22 protein-coding genes and 3 tRNA genes are annotated in these 21,887 nt (G+C 72.0%); 22 read left to right on the top strand and 3 right to left on the bottom strand.

Annotated features, from left to right (window positions below; genetic code table 11):
- The first annotated feature begins 20 nt into the window (after window positions 1–20).
- The 3 genes from kdpC (at window position 21) to ACGF13_RS01160 (ending at window position 4,001) form a co-directional block, all read left to right on the top strand.
- Complete coding sequence (gene kdpC, locus ACGF13_RS01170; RefSeq protein ID WP_392867474.1) at window positions 21–656, top strand: potassium-transporting ATPase subunit KdpC; 636 nt, start codon at window positions 21–23, stop codon at window positions 654–656.
- Between the two features lie 121 nt (window positions 657–777).
- Complete coding sequence (locus ACGF13_RS01165; RefSeq protein ID WP_392867472.1) at window positions 778–3,330, top strand: ATP-binding protein; 2,553 nt, start codon at window positions 778–780, stop codon at window positions 3,328–3,330.
- The gene (locus tag ACGF13_RS01160) at window positions 3,327–4,001 is read left to right on the top strand and encodes a response regulator (RefSeq protein ID WP_392867469.1); all 675 of its coding nucleotides are present in this window, start codon (window positions 3,327–3,329) and stop codon (window positions 3,999–4,001) included. The genes ACGF13_RS01165 and ACGF13_RS01160 overlap by 4 nt, the downstream gene beginning before the upstream one ends.
- A 248-nt stretch (window positions 4,002–4,249) precedes the next feature.
- On the opposite strand, the gene ACGF13_RS01155 is transcribed toward ACGF13_RS01160, so the two are convergent.
- Window positions 4,250–5,518 carry a hydrolase gene (locus tag ACGF13_RS01155; RefSeq protein WP_392867467.1) on the bottom strand — a complete coding sequence of 423 codons (1,269 nt, stop codon included), beginning with the start codon at window positions 5,516–5,518 and terminating at the stop codon, window positions 4,250–4,252.
- Window positions 5,519–5,796: 278 nt separating this feature from the next.
- Here ACGF13_RS01155 and ACGF13_RS01150 point away from each other — a divergent pair.
- From ACGF13_RS01150 to ACGF13_RS01115, 8 genes are all read left to right on the top strand, one after another.
- Window positions 5,797–5,869, top strand: a tRNA-Thr gene (locus ACGF13_RS01150).
- 43 nt (window positions 5,870–5,912) lie between these two features.
- Window positions 5,913–5,985: transfer RNA gene (locus ACGF13_RS01145), tRNA-Met, on the top strand.
- 83 nt (window positions 5,986–6,068) lie between these two features.
- Entirely contained in the window at window positions 6,069–6,233 is a 165-nt protein-coding gene (rpmG, locus tag ACGF13_RS01140; protein WP_006604855.1) for a 50S ribosomal protein L33, read from the top strand.
- A gap of 117 nt (window positions 6,234–6,350) precedes the next feature.
- Complete coding sequence (locus ACGF13_RS01135; RefSeq protein ID WP_392867466.1) at window positions 6,351–6,809, top strand: MaoC family dehydratase N-terminal domain-containing protein; 459 nt, start codon at window positions 6,351–6,353, stop codon at window positions 6,807–6,809.
- A 5-nt stretch (window positions 6,810–6,814) separates the two neighbouring features.
- Entirely contained in the window at window positions 6,815–7,237 is a 423-nt protein-coding gene (locus ACGF13_RS01130; RefSeq protein WP_097237453.1) for a MaoC family dehydratase, read from the top strand.
- 105 nt (window positions 7,238–7,342) lie between these two features.
- The gene (locus ACGF13_RS01125) at window positions 7,343–7,906 is read left to right on the top strand and encodes a TetR/AcrR family transcriptional regulator (protein WP_392867463.1); all 564 of its coding nucleotides are present in this window, start codon (window positions 7,343–7,345) and stop codon (window positions 7,904–7,906) included.
- 103 nt (window positions 7,907–8,009) lie between these two features.
- Window positions 8,010–9,449, top strand: coding sequence for an MFS transporter (locus ACGF13_RS01120; RefSeq protein WP_392867461.1), 1,440 nt, complete (start codon window positions 8,010–8,012; stop codon window positions 9,447–9,449).
- 78 nt (window positions 9,450–9,527) lie between these two features.
- Window positions 9,528–10,571 (top strand): UDP-N-acetylmuramate dehydrogenase, encoded by a 1,044-nt coding sequence (locus ACGF13_RS01115; protein WP_392867459.1) that lies wholly within the window; start codon window positions 9,528–9,530, stop codon window positions 10,569–10,571.
- Window positions 10,572–10,578: 7 nt separating this feature from the next.
- On the opposite strand, the gene ACGF13_RS01110 is transcribed toward ACGF13_RS01115, so the two are convergent.
- Both ACGF13_RS01110 and ACGF13_RS01105 read right to left on the bottom strand, forming a co-directional pair.
- Window positions 10,579–11,643 carry an adenosine deaminase gene (locus tag ACGF13_RS01110; protein WP_392867456.1) on the bottom strand — a complete coding sequence of 355 codons (1,065 nt, stop codon included), beginning with the start codon at window positions 11,641–11,643 and terminating at the stop codon, window positions 10,579–10,581.
- Window positions 11,644–11,769: 126 nt separating this feature from the next.
- Window positions 11,770–13,017, bottom strand: coding sequence for a pyridoxal phosphate-dependent aminotransferase (locus ACGF13_RS01105; RefSeq protein ID WP_392867453.1), 1,248 nt, complete (start codon window positions 13,015–13,017; stop codon window positions 11,770–11,772).
- Between the two features lie 282 nt (window positions 13,018–13,299).
- Here ACGF13_RS01105 and ACGF13_RS01100 point away from each other — a divergent pair.
- The 11 genes from ACGF13_RS01100 (at window position 13,300) to rplL (ending at window position 21,824) form a co-directional block, all read left to right on the top strand.
- Window positions 13,300–13,372: transfer RNA gene (locus ACGF13_RS01100), tRNA-Trp, on the top strand.
- A gap of 148 nt (window positions 13,373–13,520) precedes the next feature.
- Complete coding sequence (gene secE, locus ACGF13_RS01095; RefSeq protein ID WP_392867450.1) at window positions 13,521–13,847, top strand: preprotein translocase subunit SecE; 327 nt, start codon at window positions 13,521–13,523, stop codon at window positions 13,845–13,847.
- Between the two features lie 223 nt (window positions 13,848–14,070).
- The gene (nusG, locus tag ACGF13_RS01090; protein WP_392868751.1) at window positions 14,071–14,919 is read left to right on the top strand and encodes a transcription termination/antitermination protein NusG; all 849 of its coding nucleotides are present in this window, start codon (window positions 14,071–14,073) and stop codon (window positions 14,917–14,919) included.
- A 166-nt stretch (window positions 14,920–15,085) separates the two neighbouring features.
- Window positions 15,086–15,520, top strand: coding sequence for a 50S ribosomal protein L11 (gene rplK, locus ACGF13_RS01085; RefSeq protein ID WP_359897545.1), 435 nt, complete (start codon window positions 15,086–15,088; stop codon window positions 15,518–15,520).
- A 104-nt stretch (window positions 15,521–15,624) separates the two neighbouring features.
- Window positions 15,625–16,347, top strand: a complete 723-nt coding sequence (gene rplA / locus ACGF13_RS01080) for a 50S ribosomal protein L1 (RefSeq protein ID WP_218198318.1) — start codon at window positions 15,625–15,627, stop codon at window positions 16,345–16,347.
- 231 nt (window positions 16,348–16,578) lie between these two features.
- Entirely contained in the window at window positions 16,579–17,361 is a 783-nt protein-coding gene (locus ACGF13_RS01075; protein WP_392867448.1) for a hypothetical protein, read from the top strand.
- 146 nt (window positions 17,362–17,507) lie between these two features.
- Window positions 17,508–18,389: a hypothetical protein gene (locus tag ACGF13_RS01070; protein WP_392867446.1), complete on the top strand. Its 882-nt coding sequence runs from the start codon at window positions 17,508–17,510 to the stop codon at window positions 18,387–18,389.
- An 88-nt stretch (window positions 18,390–18,477) separates the two neighbouring features.
- Window positions 18,478–19,410, top strand: a complete 933-nt coding sequence (locus ACGF13_RS01065; RefSeq protein ID WP_392867443.1) for a hypothetical protein — start codon at window positions 18,478–18,480, stop codon at window positions 19,408–19,410.
- Between the two features lie 145 nt (window positions 19,411–19,555).
- Window positions 19,556–20,434 carry a hypothetical protein gene (locus ACGF13_RS01060; protein ID WP_392867440.1) on the top strand — a complete coding sequence of 293 codons (879 nt, stop codon included), beginning with the start codon at window positions 19,556–19,558 and terminating at the stop codon, window positions 20,432–20,434.
- Window positions 20,435–20,785: 351 nt separating this feature from the next.
- Entirely contained in the window at window positions 20,786–21,349 is a 564-nt protein-coding gene (gene rplJ / locus ACGF13_RS01055) for a 50S ribosomal protein L10 (RefSeq protein ID WP_045693068.1), read from the top strand.
- 91 nt (window positions 21,350–21,440) lie between these two features.
- On the top strand, window positions 21,441–21,824 hold the full coding sequence (gene rplL / locus ACGF13_RS01050) for a 50S ribosomal protein L7/L12 (protein WP_359823749.1): 384 nt from the start codon (window positions 21,441–21,443) through the stop codon (window positions 21,822–21,824).
- Window positions 21,825–21,887 lie beyond the last annotated feature (63 nt).

The following is a 21,887-nucleotide window of genomic DNA, read 5'->3' as shown; positions in this document are numbered from 1 at the left end:
GCGGGGAAGGAGAGAAAACCATGTCCAAGCCCCTGCCGACGACCCTCCGCACCCACTTCACCGCGCTGCGCGCGCTGCTGGTGCTGACCGTGATCCTCGGGATCGCCTACCCGCTGCTGATCACCGGGATCTCCCAGGTCGCCTTCACCGACAAGGCGAACGGCTCGCCGGTGAAGACCGACGGCAAGGAGATCGGCTCCAGCCTGATCGGCCAGAGCTTCAACCTCCCGAAGAAGAACCCCGACGACCCGAACGAGGAGGCCCAGCCGGACCCGAAGTGGTTCCAGCCCCGCCCCTCCGCGGCCGGGACCGGCTACGACGCAGCCTCCTCCAGCGCCAGCAACCTCGGCCCGAACAACGAGGACCTGCTGAAGGCCGTCAACGACCGCCGCGCCGCCGTCGCCTCCTTCGACGGCGTCGACCCGGCGAGCGTCCCGGCCGACGCGCTGACCGCCTCCGGCTCCGGCCTCGACCCGCACATCTCCGTCGCCTACGCCAAGGAGCAGGTCGACCGGGTCGCGAAGAACCGCGGCCTGCCGGTGGAGACGGTGACCAAGCTGGTCGACGAGTACACCGAGAGCCGTTCGCTCGGCTTCCTCGGCAACGAGGGCGTCAACGTCGTGCTGCTCAACAAGGCACTCAGCGAGCAGAAGTGACACCACCTCACACATACGGGTGACCGGGCCGGCCCGGGCACGGGAGCACGCCTCCCGGGCCCGGGCCGGCCGACCCGCGTCCGCAGACGTGCACCACCTCCCGATGGAAAGAGCAGTGCCCATGGCTCGCGACCTCACCCCCGGCACCGGCATCCGCGGCGGCCGACTGAGGGTGTACCTCGGCTCCGCGCCGGGGGTAGGCAAGACCTACCGCATGCTGGACGAGGCCCGGCGCAGACAGCAGCGCGGGGCCGACGTCGTGGTCGGGTACATCGAGTGCCACGGCAGACGGCACACCGAGGCCATGCTGGCCGGCCTGGAGGTCCTGCCGCGCGCCCGACGCTCCTACCGGGACGCCGAGTTCGAGGAGATGGACCTCGACGGCGTGCTCGCCCGCCGCCCGTCCGTCGTGCTCGTGGACGAGCTGGCGCACACCAACGTCCCCGGCGGCCGGCACGCCAAGCGCTGGCAGGACGTCGAGGAACTGCTCGCCGCCGGGATCGACGTCGTCACCACCGTCAACATCCAGCACCTGGAGTCGCTGAACGACGTCGTCCGGAAGATCACCGGCATCCCGCAGCGCGAGACCGTCCCGGACGAGGTGGTCCGCCGGGCCGACCAGATCGAACTCGTCGACATGGCCCCCCAGGCGCTGCGCCGCCGGATGGCCCACGGCAACGTCTACAGGGCGGAGAAGGTGGACGCCGCGCTCTCCAACTACTTCCGGGTCGGCAACCTCACCGCCCTGCGCGAACTCGCCCTGCTCTGGGTGGCCGGGCGGGTGGACGAGGGCCTGCGCGACTACCGGGCCAGCCACAACATCGACCGGGTCTGGGAGGCCCGCGAGCGGGTCGTGGTCGCCCTCACCGGCGGCCCCGAGGGCGAGACCCTGATCCGCCGCGCCGCCCGGATCGCCGACCGCACGGCCGGCGGCGACCTGCTGGCCGTCCACGTCTCCCGCAGCGACGGCCTGGCCGGCGCCTCCTCCGGCGCGCTCGCCCAGCAGCGGCAGCTGGTGGAGACCCTCGGCGGCAGCTACCACGTGGTGGTCGGCGACGACGTCCCCACCGCGCTGCTCGCCTTCGCCCGCGCCCACGACGCCACCCAGCTGGTGCTCGGCACCAGCCGCCGCGGCCGGATCAACCGCTTCCTCACCGGCCCCGGTACCGGGCAGACCACCGTGGACGACTCCGAGGACATCGACGTCCACATGGTCACCCACGAGTTCACCGGCCGCGGCCGGCTGCCCTCGCTCGGCCGCCGCCACTCCCGGCGCCGCACCGTCGCCGGCTACCTGGCCGGCCTGGCGGTGCCCTGGCTGCTCACCGCCCTGCTCTCGCAGGCGCACCACAGCATCAACCTGACCACCGACGCGCTGATCTTCCAGCTCGGCGTGGTCATCGTCGCCCTGCTCGGCGGCGCGGTGTCGGCCCTGCTGGCCTCGTTCGTCGCCTCGGTGCTGCTCAACTACTACTTCATCCCGCCGATCCACAGCCTGACCATCGGCGAGACCAACAACATCGTCGCCCTGGTGGTCTTCGCCGCCATCGCGCTCACCGTCTCCACCGTGGTCGACCACGCCGGCCGGCTCACCAGCCGGGCCGCCCGCGCCACCGCCGAGGCCGAGACCCTCTCCACCCTGGCCGGCAGCGTGCTGCGCGGCGCCGACGCGCTGCCCGCCCTGCTGGAGAAGTCCCGGACGGCCTTCGGGATGCGGACCGTCGCGCTGCTCTCCCGGGCCGCCGGTGAGGTGCTCGCGCACAGCGAGGGGGACCACCAGGGCGACGGCGACGGGCCGCACGAGACCACCGAGGTCCCGGTCGGCCGGGACGCCCTCCTGGTGCTCACCGGCCGCCGGCTGCCGGCCGCCGACCAGCGGGTGCTGACCGCCTTCGCCGCCCACGTCGGCGCCGCGCTGGAACGCGACCGGCTGGCGGTGGCCGCCGCCGAGGTCGAGCCGATCAAGGCCGCCGACCGGATGCGCACCGCCCTGCTCGCCGCCGTCAGCCACGACCTGCGCACCCCGCTGGCCGCCGCCCGGGCCTCGGTCGGCTCGCTGCGCAGCCCCGACGTCGAGTTCTCGCCCGAGGACCAGGCCGAACTCCTCGCCACCGCCGACGAGTCGCTGGTCAAGCTCACCCGGCTGGTCGACAACCTGCTCGACATGAGCCGCCTCCAGGCCGGCGCGCTCACCCTGCACCTCACCGAGACCCACCTGGACGAGATCCTGCCCCGGGCGCTCGACAGCCTCCCCGACCCGTACGCGCCGATCCAGCCGCTGGACCTGGACACGACCCCGCCGGTGCTCGCCGACCCGCCGCTGCTGGAGCGGGTGCTCGCCAACGTGATCACCAACGCGCTGCGGTACAACGCCCCCGGCGCGCCCGTCCTGGTCACCGGCAGCCACCATGCCGACCAGGTCGAGATCCGGGTGATCGACCGCGGCCCCGGCATCGCCCCCGAGGACCGCGACCGGGTCTTCCTGCCCTTCCAGCGCCTCGGCGACACCGACAACACCACCGGCGTCGGCCTCGGACTCGCCCTCTCCCGCGGCCTCGCCGAGGCGATGGGCGGCAGCCTGGAGGTCGAGGACACCCCGGGCGGCGGCACCACCATGCTGCTCACCCTGCCCGCCGCCGACCCCACCATCGAGCGAAGCGAGGCGGACACGTGAGCGAGATCCTGGTCGTCGACGACGAGCCGGCCCTCCTGCGCACCCTGCGGATCAACCTCAGCGCCCGGCAGTACGCCGTCCGCACCGCGGCCACCGGCGGCGAGGCGCTCGACCGCGCCGCGCACAGCGCCCCGGACGCCGTCCTGCTCGACCTCGGCCTGCCCGACCTCGACGGGATGGACGTGCTGCGCGGCCTGCGCACCCACAGCGCGGTGCCGATCATCGTGCTCTCCGGCCGGACCGACGCGGCCGACAAGGTGGGCGCCCTGGACGCGGGCGCCGACGACTACCTCACCAAGCCGTTCCTGATGGACGAGCTGCTGGCCCGGCTGCGCGCCGTGCTGCGCCGGCCGCCGGGCGGTGTGCCGCTGAGCCGGCCGGTGATCGGCGACCACACCGTGGACCTCGCGGCCACCGCGGTGAACGGCCCGAACGGCCCGGTCCGGCTCACCCCGACCGAGTGGCGCATCCTCGCCCTGCTGCTCGCCAACCCCGGCCGGCTGGTGCCCGGCCGGCAGATCCTGCGCGAGGTGTGGGGCCCGGCCCAGGAGGGGCGCGGCAACTACCTTCGGGTCTACTTCGCGGGGCTGCGCCGCAAGTTGGAGCGCGACCCGGCCCGGCCGCGGCACCTGGTCACCGAGCCGGGGATCGGGTACCGCTACGTGCCGTGACGGGCCGATGCCGCAGCCTGCGTCAACGGCCCGTCAAGAGCGCCCCGGTGGGCGACAGGACGGTGTCAAGGCCGCTCGGGGGCGGTGCTCCGTGGGCGTAGTGTCGATCCCGAACGAGCGGCCCTGCTCCGTGTGGGGGAGGCCTGGGGCCGCTTCGACAGCCGTCCCATGGACGGCCGGCAGGTGGGGGAGGGGCGCGCGACACCCGTCGCGCGCCCCCATCTGCCGTCGGGGCCGGTCCGGCCCGCTCAGTCCTCCCCGCCCCCGCACTGGCGGGGCAGCGCCAGCGCCACCGTGTCCGCGAACTCCCGGACCGCGCTGGTCCGGCTGACCACCCGGCCGCTGTGCACCACCAGCCGGCTGTGCCCGCCCGCGAGCGCCCCGGCCAGGCTGTCCCCACGCACCGCCAGCAGTTCCGCCGGGAACCCGGCGTCCACCCGGACCGGCGCCAGTCCGAGCGCCGCCCGGGCCTGGTTCGCCACCGCGTCGTACGCCGCCTCCGGGTCCAACTCCCCACCGGCCGCCAGCAGATAGGCCGACTCCAGTGGATCCGCCCGGCCGACCGGGTTGGACGGGTCGCGCAGCGCCCCGCTGCCCGCCGCCAACGGCACCCGGGCCGCCGCCAACTCCCGTACCAGGCCCGGCCGCAGGCCCGCCGGCCGACCCTCAAGTCCGGTGCAGCAGCCGTTCTGCGGCAGGCAGACCACCCGGACCCCGCTGGTCGCCAGCACCGTCGACGCGCCGCGGGCCAGCGCCCCGCACGGGCCGAGCGTCACCCGTGGCCGAAGCGGCGCCAACGCCCCGGCCATCCGGGCGAGTTGGGCGGCGTCGGCGGCGCTGGCGTGCAGGTCCACCGAGCAGTCGGCCTCGCGGGCCGCCTCCAGCAGCAGCTGTACGTAGCCGGAGGGGTCCGGGTCCAGCTCCGGGCAGCCGCCGGCCGCCGTGGCGCCCAGCTTGAGCGCCTCGCGCAGCTGCGCCCGGCCGTCCGCGCCGGCCCGCCCGGTGAGCAGCCGTGGCATCGCCACCGCCTGGAGCTCGGCCAGCCCGCTCAGCGCCTGCCGGGCGGTGAGCACGGCCTCCAGCCGGCGCAGTCCGTGCACGTCGCCGATCCGGACGTGGGTGCGCTGGGCGGTGGCGCCGTAGCCGAGGGAGGTCAGCGCGGCCTCGGTGATCCGCCGGGTGAGGTCGGCCGGGGTGTCCGACGGCGGGGTGGGCAGGGCGGCTGAGAAGGCGGCGTCGTAGTGGGCGTGCGCCTCGGCGGGGGCCGGGAGCAGCAGGTAGCCGCGCAGGTCGATCCGGGCGCCGGTGGTGACGGTGGGGGCGCCGGGCAGGGCGGGCAGCGGGCCGAGGCTGCCGACGGTGCCGACCGCCTGGATGCGGTCGCCGCTGATCCGGACGTCCACCACGCGCCCGTCGGCGAGTCGGGCGCCGGTGAGCAGCAGGACCGGGCCGTGCCCGAGCGGGTTGGCCGCCGGGCCGGGCCAGGGCTGCGGCCCGTCGGCGGCTGCGCTGTCCATCGCCGGCTCCTTCTCGGGCCGGCCCGCGCGGTCGGCCCCGTACGGCTGGCCCGTACCGCCGGCCAGTCCTCCCGATCAATGAGCGACGAGCCTATGGGCCCGGGAGGCGGGTCGCCGGGAGGCGGGCAATAGTCGTATCGGGTCGGGCCGTGGGGCTCGCGGGCCGATCGAACGCCCGGCCTTGGATCGCCCGTCCGTACCCGTCGCCCACCTGCGGTCTTCGCCGCGGGATACGGATTTCACCTCCGGCCGCGAAACGTGTAATCTCTTCCTCGTTCGCCCCTATAGCTCAGTCGGTAGAGCGTCTCCATGGTAAGGAGAAGGTCTGCGGTTCGATTCCGCATGGGGGCTCGGGTGAGAAGCGGTCAGCTCCGGCTGTGCTGCGGATCACTGTGGCGGTGTAGCTCAGTTGGTAGAGCAAGCGGCTCATAATCGCTGTGTCACCGGTTCAAGTCCGGTCACCGCTACCCCGCGTAGTCGGTCGGGAGATCGCACTCCCGGTCGGCTACTCTTGTTGTGTTCTTATTCGTTGTCCAAGGAAGGCACTCCCGTGGCTGCCACCGACGTCCGCCCGAAGATCACGCTGGCCTGCGTGGAGTGCAAGGAGCGGAACTACATCACCAAGAAGAACCGGCGTAACGACCCGGACCGTCTTGAGATGAAGAAGCACTGCCCCCGCTGCAACTCGCACACCGCGCACCGCGAGACCCGCTGACCCTCCCGTAGGGCGCCGGGCCTGTGTGAATTCAGGTCTTCTACTCCGGGCCGCATCCCTCACTGGGGGGTGCGGCCCGGAGTTTTTTCGTATCCATCCGCGTTCCGAGGAGCTGCCATGGCGCTCGACCCCTCCTTCATCGGGCGTAGTTACCCGCCCACCGAGCCGTACGAGGTCGGCCGGGAGAAGATCCGCGAGTTCGCGACCGCGATCGGGGACGCCAACCCGGCGTACGCCGACCCGGAGGCGGCGAAGGCGCTGGGTCACTCCGACGTGATCGCCCCGCCGACCTTCCCCTTCGTGGTCACCTACCGGGCGGCCGCCCAGGTGATCGAGGACCCGGAGCTGGGTCTGGACTTCAGCCGGGTGGTGCACGGCGACCAGAAGTTCGTCTACACCCGCCCGGTGCGGGCCGGTGACCGGCTGTCGGTCGCGGTGACCATCGACAACATCAAGTCGCTGGCGGGCAACGACGTGCTCACCGTGCGCGGCGAGGTGACGGACGCGACCGGCGAGCACGTTGTGACGTCGGTCATGACCCTGGTGGCCCGGGCCGCCGACGAGGCGGGGGAGTGAGCGCGATGGCGATCAGCTACGACGAGGTCGAGGTCGGCACCGAGCTGCCGGCGCAGTCCTTCCCGGTGACCCGCGACACACTGGTGCGCTACGCGGGCGCCTCGGGCGACTTCAACCCGATCCACTGGAACGAGAAGTTCGCCCTGGAGGTCGGCCTGCCGGACGTCATCGCGCACGGCATGTTCACCATGGCCGAGGCGATCCGGGTGGTCACCGACTGGGTCGGCGACCCGGCCGCGGTGGTCGAGTACGGCGTGCGCTTCACCCGGCCGGTGCCGGTGCCGAACGACGGGGTCGGCGCGGTGGTCGAGGTCTCGGCCAAGGTCGCCAAGAAGCTGGACGACCGCAGGGTGCAGGTCGACCTTCTGGCCACCACGGGCGGCCAGAAGGTGCTCGGCATGTCCCGGGCCGTCGTCCGGCTCGGCTGAGCCGCTTTCGCGTGCCGGCGGCCGCGGCCGGAGTGCCCGCACCGGGAGCTCCGGCCGCGGCCGCGGGTCTTGCCTGGCTAGTGATCGGCCACTAACTTGGGATCCATGGCGAAGTCGAGCATCCGGATGAGTGCGGAGGAGCGGCGCGAGAGCGTCGTCCGCGCCGCCCTGATCGAGTTCGCCCGGGGCGGGTACCACGGCACCTCCACCGAGGCGATCGCCCGCCGGGTGGGCGTCTCGCAGCCGTACCTGTTCCGGCTGTTCCCGGGCAAGCAGGCGATCTTCGCCGCCGCCGCCGAACGCTGCGTCGAGGAGACCTGGCGGGTGTTCGACGAGGCCTCGGCCGGGCTGACCGGCGCGGAGGCCGCCGACGCGATATCCGGCGCGTACATGGGCCTGGTCGAGGACAGTGACCAGCTCATGATGCAGATGCAGATCTACGTCTCGGTCTTCGCGGCCCGCTCGGTCGGCGAGGAGGAGATCGGGGAGACCGCCCGGCGGCTCTGGGAGAGCCTGTTCGAGCGGGTCAGGATGCGGATCGGCGGGGACATGAGGGACGCCACGCGGTTCTTCGCGCACGGGATGCTGATCAACACCCTGGTGGCGCTGGGCTATCCGCAGGACCACCGGATCTGGACCGGCTTCGACGAGTGCGAGGACCCGGAGTAGCGGACGGGCGGCCGCGCGGTGCGTCCGGGCGGCCTTTTTTCGGCCCATGAAAGTTATTGAGCAATAACTACCTAGAGCGACCTAGAGGAACCTGGGGGATGTCATGACGGAGAAACCGGCCATGGGCGGAGCCGCGATCTGGACCCTGGTGATCGTCAGCGCGGCCAGCTTCATGGCCGCCCTGGACAACCTGGTGGTCACCACCGCACTGCCGTCGATCCGCGAGGAGCTCGGCGGCGGGCTGTCCGACCTCGAATGGACGGTCAGCGCCTACACCCTGAGCTTCGCCGTGCTGCTGATGTTCGGCGCAGCCCTCGGCGACCGCTTCGGCCGGCGCCGGATCTTCCTGGCCGGCCTGGCGGTCTTCACCGCCGGCTCCGCCGCGGCCGCGCTGTCCCCCGGCATCGGCGAGCTGATCGCCGCCCGCGCCGTCCAGGGGTCCGGGGCCGCGGTGATGATGCCGCTCACCCTCACCCTGCTCACCACCGCGGTGCCCCCGGCCAGGCGGGGGCTGGCCTTCGGCGTCTGGTCGGGCGTCAGCGGCCTCGCCGTCGCGGCCGGGCCGCTGATCGGCGGTGCGCTGACCGAGCACTTCTCCTGGCAGTGGATCTTCTGGGTGAACGTCCCGGTGGGCCTCGTCCTGCTGCCGCTGGCCTTCCTGCGGCTCGGCGAGAGCCGGGGCGCGGGCCGGGCCCTGGACGTGCCCGGAACCCTGCTGGTCAGCCTGGGGATGTTCGGGGTCGTCCTCGGCCTGATCCGCGGCAACCCGGACGGCTGGACCAGCCCGCCGGTCCTCGGCGCTCTGATCGGCGGCGCCCTGCTGCTGACCGCCTTCGTCTGGTACGAGCAGCGGGTGGCCGCCCACCCGATGCTGCCGATGCGGCTGTTCCGCAGCCGGACCTTCTCCGCCGTCAACGCGGCGAGCCTGCTGATGTACCTGGGGATGTTCGGCTCGATCTTCCTGATCAGCCAGTACCTCCAGGGGGTCGGCGGCTTCAGCCCCCAGGAGGCGGGCATCCGGATGCTGCCGTGGACGGCGATGCCGCTGCTGGTCTCGCCGGTCGCGGGCATCGTCTCCGACCGGATCGGCGGCCGCCCGATCGTGGTCGCCGGGCTGGCGCTGCAGGCCGTGGGCCTGGTGCTGTTCGGGCTGGTCGCGGACGGGAGCGCCGGCCTCGACTACCTCGCCCTGATCCCGGCCATCGTGATCTGCGGGGTCGGCATGTCGCTGTACTTCGGCCCGACCGCCCAGCTGGTGATGGTCGGCGTCCGGCCGCAGGAGCAGGGGATCGCCTCCGGCGCCAACAACGCGCTGCGCGAGGTCGGCGGGGCGCTCGGGGTCGCCGTGCTCGCCGCGGTGTTCTCGGCGCAGGGCGGCTACCAGTCGGCCCGGGCCTTCACGGACGGGCTGGTGCCCGCGCTGTACGTCGGCGGGGCCGCCGTCGGGCTCGGCGCGCTCGCCGCGGGGCTCATCCCGCGGCGGGGCAAGGCGCCGGCCGCGGCCGCGGTGGAACAGCCGGCGCCCGAGATGGTCAAGGCCTGACGGCGGCACCGGAAGCCGCTTCCCGGGAAGGGCCTTCCCCGGGAAGCGGCTTCCCGGCGCCCCCGTACGCTGGTGGGCGTGCTGGTAGAAAACGACGCCCCCCTCGCCCCGCTGACCACGCTCCGGCTCGGCGGCCCGGCCCGCCGCCTGGTGACGGCCCACACCGACGACGAGGTGATCGCGGCCGTCCGCGAGGCCGACGCGGCCGGCGAGCCGCTGCTGGTCCTCGGTGGCGGCTCCAACCTGGTGATCGGCGACGCCGGCTTCTCCGGCACCGCGCTGCGGATCGCCACCGAGGGCTTCGCCCTGGACGGCACCGCGCTGGAGGTCGCGGCCGGCGAGACCTGGTCCGAGGTGGTCCGCCGGACCGTGCTGGACCACCACCTGGCGGGCATCGAGTTCCTGGCCGGCATTCCCGGCTCGGTCGGCGCCACCCCGGTGCAGAACGTGGGCGCGTACGGCCAGGAGGTCGCGCAGGCGATCACCGAGGTGGTCGCGTACGACCGCACCGCCGACGAGGTGGTCGTGCTCCCGAACGCCGAGTGCGCGTTCTCCTACCGGCACAGCCGCTTCAAGGCCGAGCCGGACCGCTACGTGGTGCTGCGGGTGCGGTTCCGCCTGGAGGACGCCGACGGGCTCTCCACCCCCGTCCGCTACGCCGAGACCGCCCGGCACCTGGGCGTCGAGCAGGGCGACCGGGTGGCGGTCGACACGGCCTGGAAGGCGGTGCTGCTGCTGCGCGCCGGCAAGGGCATGGTGCTGGACCCGGCGGACCACGACACCTGGTCGGCCGGCTCCTTCTTCACCAACCCGGTGCTCACGGCCGCCCAGTACGAGTCCTTCCGCACCCGCCCGGGCGCCGAGGACGCCCCCGCCTACCCGGCCCCGGAGGGCTGCACCAAGACCTCGGCGGCCTGGCTGATCGACCGGGCGGGCTTCGGCAAGGGCTACGGCAGCGGCCCGGCGACGCTCTCCACCAAGCACACCCTGGCGCTCACCAACCGCGGCTCGGCCACCGCCGAGGACCTGCTGGCACTGGCCCGGGAGATCCGGGACGGGGTCCGCGAGGCCTTCGGGGTGGAGCTGGTGAACGAGCCGGTGATGGTGGGCGTCACGCTCTGAGCAGGCGCTAGGCGGGCACGGCGGCCGGCTCGGCGGGGGCGCGGTCGCCCACCAGCCAGGCGTCGATGTCCGCCAGCAGCTCCCTGCGGACGGCCTCCGGCGCGACCGAGCCGCGCACCGACTGCCGCGCCAGCTCGGCGAGTTCGGCGTCGGAGAAGCCCAGCACGTCCCGGACCAGCTCGTACTGGGCGGCCAGTCGGCTGCCGAACAGCAGCGGGTCGTCGGCGCCCAGGGCGAGCGGGACCCCGGCGTCGAAGAGCCGGCGCAGCGGGACCTCCTCGGGGCGCTCGTAGACGCCGAGCGAGACGTTGGAGGACGGGCAGACCTCGCAGGTGACCTGCCGGTCCGCCAGCCGCTCCATCAGCCGGGGGTCCTCGGCGGCCCGCACGCCGTGGCCGATCCGGCCGGCGCCCAGGTCGTCCAGGCAGTCCCGGACGGACTCCGGGCCGGACAGCTCGCCGCCGTGCGGGGCCGCCAGCAACCCGCCGTTGCGGGCGATCGCGAAGGCCCGGTCGAAGTCCCTGGCCATGCCCCGGCGCTCGTCGTTGGAGAGGCCGAAGCCGACCACCCCGTGGTCGGCGTAGCGGACGGCCAGCCGGGCCAGCGTCCGGGCGTCCATCGGGGACTTCATCCGGTTGGCCGCGACCAGGACCCGGATGCCCACGCCGGTCGCCGCGGCGGCGTGCTCCACCGCGTCCAGGATCAGTTCCAGGGCGGGGATCAGTCCGCCCAGCCGGGGCGCGTACGAGGTCGGGTCGACCTGGATCTCCAGCCAGCGGGAGCCGTCCCGCCGCTCGTCCTCGGCGGTCTCCAGGACCAGCCGGCGGATGTCCTGCTCGTCCCGCAGCACCGAGCGGGCGGTGTCGTACAGCCGCTGGAAGCGGAACCAGCCCCGTTCGTCGGTGGCCCGCAGTCGGGGCGGTTCGCCGGAGCTGAGCGCCTCCGGCAGCCGGACGCCGTGCTTCTCGGCCAGCTCCAGGAGGGTGGCGGGCCGCATCGATCCGGTGAAGTGCAGGTGCAGGTGGGCCTTCGGGAGGCCCCTGACGTCTCGCGGGTTCAACAGGCGTTCCATTCACCGATACTGCCGTATGCGACCCCCAGACGGGAACCGCCTCCTTTCAATCCCCCGAAGGGGTGAAAGGAGGCGGTGTGTCGGGTGAATCCCGTATGTCGGATTGACGTCAATACCGGAGCGACGTCAGTCGCGGGCCTCGCCGAGCAGCTTCTGGATCCGGCTGATGCCCTCGACCAGGTCCTCGTCGCCGAGCGCGTAGGAGAACCGCAGGTAGCCGGGGGTGCCGAAGGCCTCGCCCGGGACGGCGGCGACCTCGACCTCGTCCAGGATCAGGCTCGCCAGCTCGGCGGAGGTCTGCGGACGCCGGCCGCGGATCTCCTTGCCCAGCAGACCCTTGACCGACGGGTAGGCGTAGAAGGCGCCCTCGGGCTCGGGGCAGAGGACGCCCTCGATCTCGTTGAGCATCCGCACGATCGTCTTGCGGCGGCGGTCGAAGGCGGTGCGCATCTCGTGCACCGCGGACAGGTCGCCGGCGACGGCGGCGATCGCGGCGCGCTGGGCGACGTTGGAGACGTTCGAGGTGGCGTGCGACTGCAGGTTGGTCGCGGCCTTGACGACGTCCTTGGGGCCGATCACCCAGCCCACCCGCCAGCCGGTCATCGCGTAGGTCTTGGCCACGCCGTTGACCACGATGCACTTGTCGGCCAGCTCGGGCAGCAGGGCGGGCAGCGAGGTGAACTTCGCGTCGCCGTAGACCAGGTGCTCGTAGATCTCGTCGGTGAGCACCCACAGGCCGTGCTCCAGCGCCCAGCGACCGATCGCCTCGGCCTCGGCCTCGGTGTACACCGCGCCGGTCGGGTTGGACGGCGAGACGAACAGCACCACCTTGGTGTTCTCGGTGCGGGCGGCCTCCAGCTGCTCGACCGAGACCTTGTAGCCGGTGGTCTCGTCGGCCACGACCTCCACCGGGACGCCGCCGGCCAGCTGGATCGACTCCGGGTAGGTGGTCCAGTACGGCGCCGGGACGATGACCTCGTCGCCCGGGTCGAGGATCGCGGCGAAGGCCTCGTAGATGGCCTGCTTGCCGCCGTTGGTGACCAGCACCTGCGAGGCGTCCACCTGGTAGCCGGAGTCGCGCAGCGTCTTGGCGGCGATCGCGGCCTTCAGCTCGGGCAGGCCACCCGCCGGGGTGTAGCGGTGGTTCTTCGGGTCGCGGCAGGCCTCGACGGCCGCCTCGACGATGTAGTCCGGGGTGGGGAAGTCGGGCTCGCCGGCGCCGAAGCCGATGACCGGACGGCCGGCGGCCTTGAGGGCCTTGGCCTTCGCGTCCACGGCGAGGGTCGCGGACTCGGCGATCGCACCGATCCGGGCGGAGACCCGGCGGTCGGCGGGGCGGATGGACTGGTCGGGCTGCGGGGTGGAAGCGCTCATGCCTGCATCGTCGCAGAACCGGGACCTACCGGGCATCGGGGTATCGCCATCCGTACGTTCCCGTCCGGATCGCGGCCCCGGAGGTCCGTCGGAAGGGGTCCCCCGGACCGGACGTCCGAGGCCGGACGGGCGGCTCCGGAAGAAGACGTTCGACCAAACACCCCTCGACCACGTACACTCGCTGCTCGACGGCCCGCCGAGAAAATCGGAGCTTCCACCGCCTGTGCAGACAGCGGGGGGAGATGCGGTAGGTTGGTCGCCACCGGAGCCGCGAGGCACCGTAGGGCAATAGCTCAATTGGTAGAGCACCGGTCTCCAAAACCGGCGGTTGGGGGTTCGAGTCCCTCTTGCCCTGCTGCTAGATCCGTTTTCAGCCCGTTCGCTCCACAGGAGTGAGCGGGCTTGATGCGGAGATGGCACCGATCAGCACCGCTAGCCGACTGGTCGTGCCCAAACCGGGTGCGCGGCGAAGTTCGGCAGGACCCGGATTCAGGTGAGGACGAGTGACGGAGACCACGGGCTCCACCGCAACGCCTGAGAGCGGCAACCCCGAGGGTGCCGACGGCGCCGCCGAGATGGCATCGGCCGAGGGCGACAAGAAGTCGGGCAAGCAGAAGAAGTCCGGCAAGCGGGCCAAGAAGGGCCTCTTCGCCAGGATGGCCCTCTTCTACCGTCAGATCATCGCCGAGCTGCGCAAGGTCGTCTGGCCGACCCGCAACGAGCTCACCAACTACACCGCCGTCGTGGTCACCTTCGTGGTGGTCGTGATGGCCTTCGTGGCCGGCCTGGACTACGGCTTCTCCAAGCTCAGCCTGCTGGTCTTCGGCTGACGGCCGCACCACCTCTCGAACAGCTTCCCGACCCGGGCCGAATCCTCGGCCCGGGTCGAGCTGTCGGCGCCGGACGTACGCGCGGTTACCGTGGACTCGGTACTGTTGAAGTCTCCGAGACCTCACCTGGCGCCCGCGCGAGCGGTCGTACGCCGGGCCGGTCGAGGAGCGCGCCACCTTCACCATCTCCAGGAAAGAAGCCGCCACCGTGTCTGAGTCCCCCCTGTACGACGCCGACGAGACCGTCCGCGAGGCGGATGTCGCCGCCGAGCTGGACGCGGCCGAGCTGGCTGACGACGCCGAGCCCGCCGAGCAGATCGTGGACGCCGCGGACAGCGACGAGGACGAGGTCGAGGCGTACGACGAGGCCGAGGCCGGCGAGGAGGCCGCGCCGCACGTGGAGGGCGACACCGAGTCCGCCGTCGCCGAGGAGTCCGTCGAGGAGGAGCCGGCCGACGAGGTCGAGGTCGACCCCGTCGCCAAGTTCCGCGAGGACCTGCGCTTCATGCCGGGCGAGTGGTACGTGATCCACACCTACGCCGGCTACGAGAACCGGGTGAAGCAGAACCTGGAGCAGCGCGCCGTCTCGCTGAACGTCGAGGAGTACATCTTCCAGGCCGAGGTGCCGCAGGAGGAGGTCGTCCAGATCAAGAACGGCGACCGCAAGACCATCCGCCAGAACAAGCTCCCCGGCTACGTCCTGGTGCGCATGGACCTCACCCCCGAGTCCTGGGGCGTCGTGCGCAACACCCCGGGTGTCACCGGCTTCGTCGGCAACGCCTACGACCCGTACCCGCTGACCCTGGACGAGGTCGTCAAGATGCTCGCCCCCGACGTCGAGCGCCAGGCCGCCAAGGAGGCCGGCAAGCCGTCGCCGATCAAGCCGAGCGAGATCCAGGTCCTGGACTTCGAGGTCGGTGACTCGGTCACCGTCACCGACGGCCCGTTCGCGACCCTCCAGGCGACCATCAACGAGATCAACCCGGACTCGAAGAAGGTCAAGGGCCTGGTCGAGATCTTCGGCCGGGAGACCCCGGTCGAGCTCTCCTTCGACCAGATCCAGAAGAACTAGTCATACGGTCTTCGGATTCGGGGCGGGGCCTGCGGGCCCCGCCCCGAATCCGTTTTGGTCCAGCGGCGCGGACGCGTTAGCCTGGTCCGATGTGTGTGCTGGCGGCCGGGTGTCGCCCCGGTTCCGCACGCACCAGCAATCACCTCTCGGAAGGACCCGGAGAGACATGCCTCCCAAGAAGAAGAAGATCACGGGGCTTATCAAGCTCCAGATCAACGCCGGCGCGGCCAACCCGGCGCCGCCGGTCGGCCCCGCGCTGGGCCAGCACGGCGTGAACATCATGGAGTTCTGCAAGGCCTACAACGCTGCGACCGAGTCGCAGCGCGGCATGATCGTGCCGGTGGAGATCACGGTCTACGAGGACCGTTCCTTCACCTTCATCACGAAGACGCCGCCGGCCGCGCGCCTCATCCTGAAGGCCGCGGGTGTCGACAAGGGCTCCAGCGAGCCGCACAAGACCAAGGTCGCCAAGCTCACCAGCGCCCAGGTCCGTGAGATCGCCACCACGAAGATGCCCGACCTGAACGCCAACGACCTGGACGCCGCGGAGAAGATCATCGCCGGCACCGCCCGGTCGATGGGCATCACCGTCGAGGGCTGAGCGCCCCCGTCCCACCAGGGACAAAACGGCTCAGCCGTCCCCCGTGGTAGGGCCTGCGCAGGCCCGTCGAACACCACAACTCCAATCACCATTCAGGAGCAGCCATGAAGCGCAGCAAGGCCCTGAAGGCCGCGGACGCCCAGGTCGACCGCGAGCGCCTTTACGCCCCCCTCGAGGCCGTCCGCCTCGCCAAGGCGACCAGCACCACCAAGTTCGACGGCACCGTTGAGGTCGCCATGCGTCTGGGCGTCGACCCGCGCAAGGCCGACCAGATGGTCCGCAGCACCGTGATCCTCCCGCACGGCACCGGTAAGACCGCTCGGGTCCTGGTCTTCGCGACCGGCGAGCGTGCCGAGGCCGCGCGTGCTGCGGGCGCCGACATCGTCGGTGCCGACGAGCTGATCGACGAGGTCGCGAAGGGCAAGCTGGACTTCGACGCCGTCGTCGCCACCCCGGACCTCATGGGCAAGGTCGGCCGCCTCGGCCGCGTGCTCGGCCCCCGTGGTCTGATGCCGAACCCGAAGACCGGCACCGTGACCCCGGACGTCGCCAAGGCTGTCAACGACATCAAGGGCGGCAAGATCGAGTTCCGCGTCGACAAGCACTCGAACCTGCACTTCATCATCGGTAAGGCCTCCTTCACCGACGAGCAGCTGGTCGAGAACTACGCCGCCGCGCTGGACGAGGTGCTCCGCGCCAAGCCGTCCGCCGCCAAGGGCCGGTACATCAAGAAGACCGCGTTCTCCACCACCATGGGCCCCGGCATCCTGGTGGACCCGAACCGCACCCGCAACCTCCTCGTCGAGGAGGACCCGGCCGCGGTCTGAGCCCCAGTGCTCTAGAGCAGTCCGTACGGCGGGCCCGCACCCCCTTCACCGGGGGTGCGGGCCCGCCGTCGTTCCCGGGCGCGGCCGGGGCGGGGCCGAACGGGGCCGGGGCGGGGCCGGTGGGCCGCAACGGTTGCCCGATCGGGACACCGGCGGATGGGAACGGCGGGCCGAACCGTCGTACGCTCTGCCGGTCAGCACGTGGAGAACCTGTGACCGCCGGAGTGTGCCGTGCCGCCCGCCCCCCGCCCCACCGTTCTCGTGGCAGCCCTGCTGCTCGCCACCACCACCGGGTGCAGCCTGCTGGCCGCCCCGACCACCGGCACCCCCGGAAGGCCGGCGCCGGTGCCGCCCAAGCAGGTGGTGCTCACGGCCGCGCAGGCGCTGGACGACTCGGGCAGCGCCCGGATCGACGTGGTCCAGGAGGGCCCGGCGGGCCGGCGCACCGCGAGCGGCTCCCTGGTCTGGGGCGCGGCGGACGAGGCCCGACTGGCCGTCACCGACGAGCTGGGCAGTGGACTGCTGACCGTCAAGGACGGTGCGCTCGACCTCGTCTACCAGGGCGGCGCGGCCAAGCACGCGGAGCGGCGGACCGCCGAGGCGGTCGACCCCGCGGCGGGCCCCGACCCGGAGGGCTTCGCGGGCGGCTGGACGACGGCGCTGATCACCAACCCGGGCAGCCGGGCGTACGAGGTCGCCCAGGGCGTCACACTCCGCTCGCTCGGCGGCGAGCAACTGGCCGGGGTGACCGTGGCGCACTACCAGGGTTCCGCGCCGCTGGCCGAACTGTTCGGCAAGGACGACGAGTTGAGTCCGAAGCAGCGCGCCGCCACACTGGACTGGTACCGGCAGCACGGGGTGGCGACGATCGGCTACGACGTCTGGATCGGGCCCGGCATGCAGCTGCTGCGGCTGCGTGAGACGGTCCGGGGGAGCGCGGGAACCACGGTGACCACGACCGATGTCTCGGCTCCGGGGGCGGCGGACACGGCACCGACGACCCCGGCCGGGTGACGGGGAGGCCGACGGGGGTCGAGGGGGAGGGGATATCCGGTGTGTGGGTAATCGGGTGATCCGTTAGAGTCCGCGTGAAAAGAACATGGGAAGAGCTGACAATCAGTTCTTCCATGGGATATCAGGAAACTCTCGGGGGTAGCTCCATGCGCGCTCTGCGCCTCGCCTCGGCCGTCGCGACGGCGGCCGTCCTGCTCGGTGCGGCCACCGCCTGCGGCAGTGACGCCAAGGGCGGCGACGCCAAGGCCGGCGACACCAAGACCGGCGAGGCCAAGCCCGCTGAGACCAAGTCCGCCGACGCCAAGCCCGCCGACCCGCTTGCCGCGGCCCTCAACGCGGACCCGAAGGCCGCACTGGCCGCCGCGGCCGTGGTGATGCAGAAGGCCGGCAACGGCAAGATCACCATGACCCCGGCCGACCCCACCGACCCGGGCGGCACCGGCGACGCGGACTGGAAGGACCCGGCCAAGGCGGCCGTGGACATGGCCAGCGACATCGAGGGCAAGAAGCTCCGGATCCGGGTGCTCGGCACGGACGCCTACCTCGGCGGCGGCGACGACATCGCCCCGGCCCTGGGCGGCAAGCACTGGATCAAGATGCCCGCCGACCAGACGGGCGACAGCTTCCGGATGGTCGGCCAGATGACCAACCCGGTCATCCTGCTCACCGTCGGGGCCCAGAGCGGCAAGCTCTCCAAGGTCGGCCAGGAGGCCGTGGACGGAGTCCAGACCGTCCACCTGCGGGCGGAGCAGGACACCGCCGCGCTGGTGGCCGGGATGACGTCGCTCTCGGCGGACCAGCGCAAGTCCGCCCAGAAGACGCTGGAGGAGGACGGCAAGACCCTCACCATCGACTTCTGGCTGAACGCCAAGCAGGAGCTCGTCCAGTACAAGGAGTACGGCGACACCAACGGCGAGAAGAAGGCCGTCACCATCAAGTACTCCGACCTCGGCAAGGCCGCCGCGATCACCGCACCCGCCGCGAGCGACCTCGGCAAGGAATCCGACCTGCTCAAGCTGCTCGGCTGATCCGGCCGGACCGGACACCGAGCCCACCCGCACCGACCGGCTGCACCCCCGGGCGCGTCACGCGCCCGGGGTCCTCAAGGGGGGAATCATGGCTGGAACCCGCAACACCGCCGCCGTCGCCGTCGTCATCGCCGCTCTGGCGCTGACCGCGACCGCGTGCGACAACAACGACGACAAGAAGGCAGCCCCGGCCGCGCCGACCACGGCCGCCCCGGCCGCCCCGTCGGCCGCCGCCCCGACGACCGACGCGAAGCCGGCGAAGGTCAGCCCGGCGGTCTTCCTGGAGCAGGTCACCCAGAAGACCAGCGCGGCCAACTCGGCCAAGGTCGACGAGACCATCACGATCGGCGAGATCGCCATGAAGGGCTCGGGCGCCATCCACTGGGGCGACGGCATCCAGGGCGACCTCACGATGGACTTCTCCAGCTCCCCGGTGGGTAAGGGCATCGCGCTCCTCACCGGCAGCGAGTCGGCGCCGTACCGCTTCACCAAGGACGGGATGTACCTGCGCATCGGTGGTGACGCGGTCGAGCTCCTGGACGGGAAGCACTGGGTGCACTACAGCGCCGCCGACCAGGCCAAGGCGACCGGGGGGTCGACCGACCAGTTCAAGGACGCGGACCCGGTCGAGGGCGTGCGGCTGCTGATCGCGACCGGCAAGGTGACCGAGGCCGGCGAGGAGACGGTGGCCGGCAAGGCCACCACCCACTACTTCGGCGAGCTCAGCATCGACGACATGGCCAAGGCGTCCGGCAAGGGCCTGACCCCGGAGAAGCTCGACCAGATCAAGCAGAAGCTGACCACGGCCGGCATCACCAAGGAGCGGATCGACGTCTGGGTCGACGCCGACCAGCTGGTGGTCAAGCGGACCGAGACCGGGGACACCAAGGCGGGCATGTTCAAGACCTCGGTCCTCTACTCGGACTACGGAACCCCGGTCAACGTCGCCCCGCCGGCCGCGTCCGACGTGGTGGAGGCCTCCGCGCTGGCGAAGCTCGGCAAGAGCGGCTCCTCCAGCTGACCCGACCGCCCGGCCGACCGGCTCCGCCGACCCGGCGGAATCCGCGGACCCCAGGGGGGCCGCCGCCGGGCGGGCCGGGGACGGGTGGCAAGGTGGCCCGAACGAGGCCGCCGTCGGACGGGGCCGGGCGAGAGGGGAACGGGCGATGGCGGGACGGCAGCGGTTGGCGGCAGTGACCGTCGTCGTCCTGCTGGCGAGCGGCCTGAGCGGGTGCGGCGGGGGCGGCGGTGCGACCGCCACGCCGTCCGGCAGCCCGAGCCAGACCAGCGCCTCGCCCTCCACCGCCTCCCCGAGCGCCCAGGCCAAGCCGACCGACCGCTCGCCGCACGGGGTGCTGCTCTCCGCCCAGCTGGCCATGCAGACCGCCCGCCGGGCCAAGGTCAGCTACCGGCTCGGCGCGGACGCCGGGTCCGGCCCGCTGTTCTGGCAGCCCAAGACCGCGCTCCAGATCAAGCGCTCCACCCCGGCCGAGGCCGAGCAGCTGATCGTCGTGGACACCGTCGCCTACCAGGGCGGGGACGCCGCCACCGCCGCCCGGCAGGGCGGGAAGCACTGGGAGCGCTTCACCGTCCCGCCGGACGCGGACGGCCACAAGGAGATCCCGTACGCCGGGCTGATCGACCTGCTGAACCCGGTCGAGGCGCTGACCGCGGCCACCGCCGAGGGGACGGACCCGGTCTTCGTCGGCGAGGAGAAGTTCGAGGACTCGACCGTCGAGCACTACCGGGTCGCCACCACCGCCGAGAGGTACGCGGCCGCCCAGACCCAGCTGACCCCGTCCCGCCGGGACGGTCTGCGGACCGCGCTCGCGCCCGGCGGCTCGCTCTCGCTCACCCTGGACCTCTGGCTCAACGACAAGGACCAGCTGGTCCGGCTCCAGCGCACGGGCAGTGGGGACAGCGGCCGGGCGGACGACTCGGTGCTCTACACCGACCACGCCGGGGCGCTGCTCTCGGCGCAGGCGCCGGCCGAGTCGGACACCGTGGACACCGGCGTCCGGACGGTCTCCCCGCTGGCCCGCTGAGCCGCTCCGGGCCTGCTCCGTCCGAGGGCGATTTGCACCTTGCGAACGCCTCCGGCTAATCTGGCCGAAGCCAAAGACCGCTGGTTGTCACCACGCCCCCGTCAGGGAGCAGGTGGCCGAAGGATCTGCGCTTCGTCGCAGGCAGCCCGCGCAGGTGTGTCTGGAGCTTCGACTTCCGGGTTCCGCGTTCGCGCGGCCGCCCGTCGAGGTCGTTCCGAGCCCCGTGCCCCTGCGCACCGGGGCTCGTTGCATTTACGCAGGAGCTTTCCTTCCGTCCAATCGGTCCGCGGCGACCTAGGTCGACTTTCGCGGTCGGCCCGACTTCGACATCACGGAAGGAGGCGTAAGCCTATGGCCAGGCCCGACAAGGCTGCTGCCGTCGCCGAGATCACGGACAAGTTCCGTGGCTCCTCCGCGGCGCTGCTCACCGAGTACCGCGGTCTCTCGGTGAAGCAGGTCAAGACCCTGCGTCGCTCGCTCGGCGACAACGCCGAGTACGCCGTGGTGAAGAACACGCTGACCAAGATCGCGGCCAATGAGGTCGGGATCACGGAGCTCGACGACCTGTTCAACGGTCCGACGGCTGTTGCCTTCGTCACCGGTGACCCGGTGGAGTCGGCGAAGGCTCTGCGTGACTTCGCCAAGGAGAACCCCGCTCTCATCATCAAGGGCGGTGTCCTTGACGGCAAGGCGCTGTCCGCCGATGAGATCAAGAAGCTCGCGGACCTCGAGTCCCGCGAGGTGCTGCTCGCCAAGCTGGCGGGTGCCCTGAAGGCCAAGCAGTCCCAGGCTGCCGCGCTCTTCCAGGCCCTGCCGTCGAAGCTCGTCCGCACTGTGGACGCGCTGCGCGACAAGGTCGAGCAGGGCGGTGCCGGTACGCCGGCTCCCGCCGCCGAGGACGCTGCCGCCGAGTAATTCGGCAGGCTCACGCCTCGCTGCGGGCCCGTACGCCCGCCCCACCCGTACATCCGGCACCAACCTGCCGATTTAGTGGAAGGACGCCATCATGGCGAAGCTGTCCCAGGACGAGCTGCTCGCGCAGTTCGAGGAGCTCACCCTCATCGAGCTGGCCGCCTTCGTGAAGGCCTTCGAGGAGAAGTTCGACGTCACCGCCGCCGCCCCGGTCGCCGTTGCCGCCGCCGGCGTTGCCGGCCCGGCCGCCGAGGCCGCTGAGGAGCAGGACGAGTTCGACGTCATCCTCGAGGCCGCTGGCGACAAGAAGATCCAGGTCATCAAGGAGGTGCGCACCCTGACCTCCCTCGGCCTGAAGGAGGCCAAGGACCTCGTTGACACCGCTGGTGCCAAGGTCCTGGAGAAGGTTGCCAAGGACGTTGCCGAGAAGGCCAAGGCCGCCCTCGAGGGTGCCGGCGCCAAGGTCACCGTCAAGTGACTTCTCGCCCCCTCTGAGGGGGCCTGAAGCCGGGCCGATCACCCTTGTGGGTGGTCGGCCCGG

This window comes from Kitasatospora sp. NPDC048286 (genome assembly GCF_043201735.1).
In the GTDB taxonomy this organism is placed as follows: domain Bacteria; phylum Actinomycetota; class Actinomycetes; order Streptomycetales; family Streptomycetaceae; genus Kitasatospora.
The sequence above is the reverse complement of the archived record's forward strand: the minus strand, read 5'-3'. Positions and strand labels throughout refer to the sequence as shown.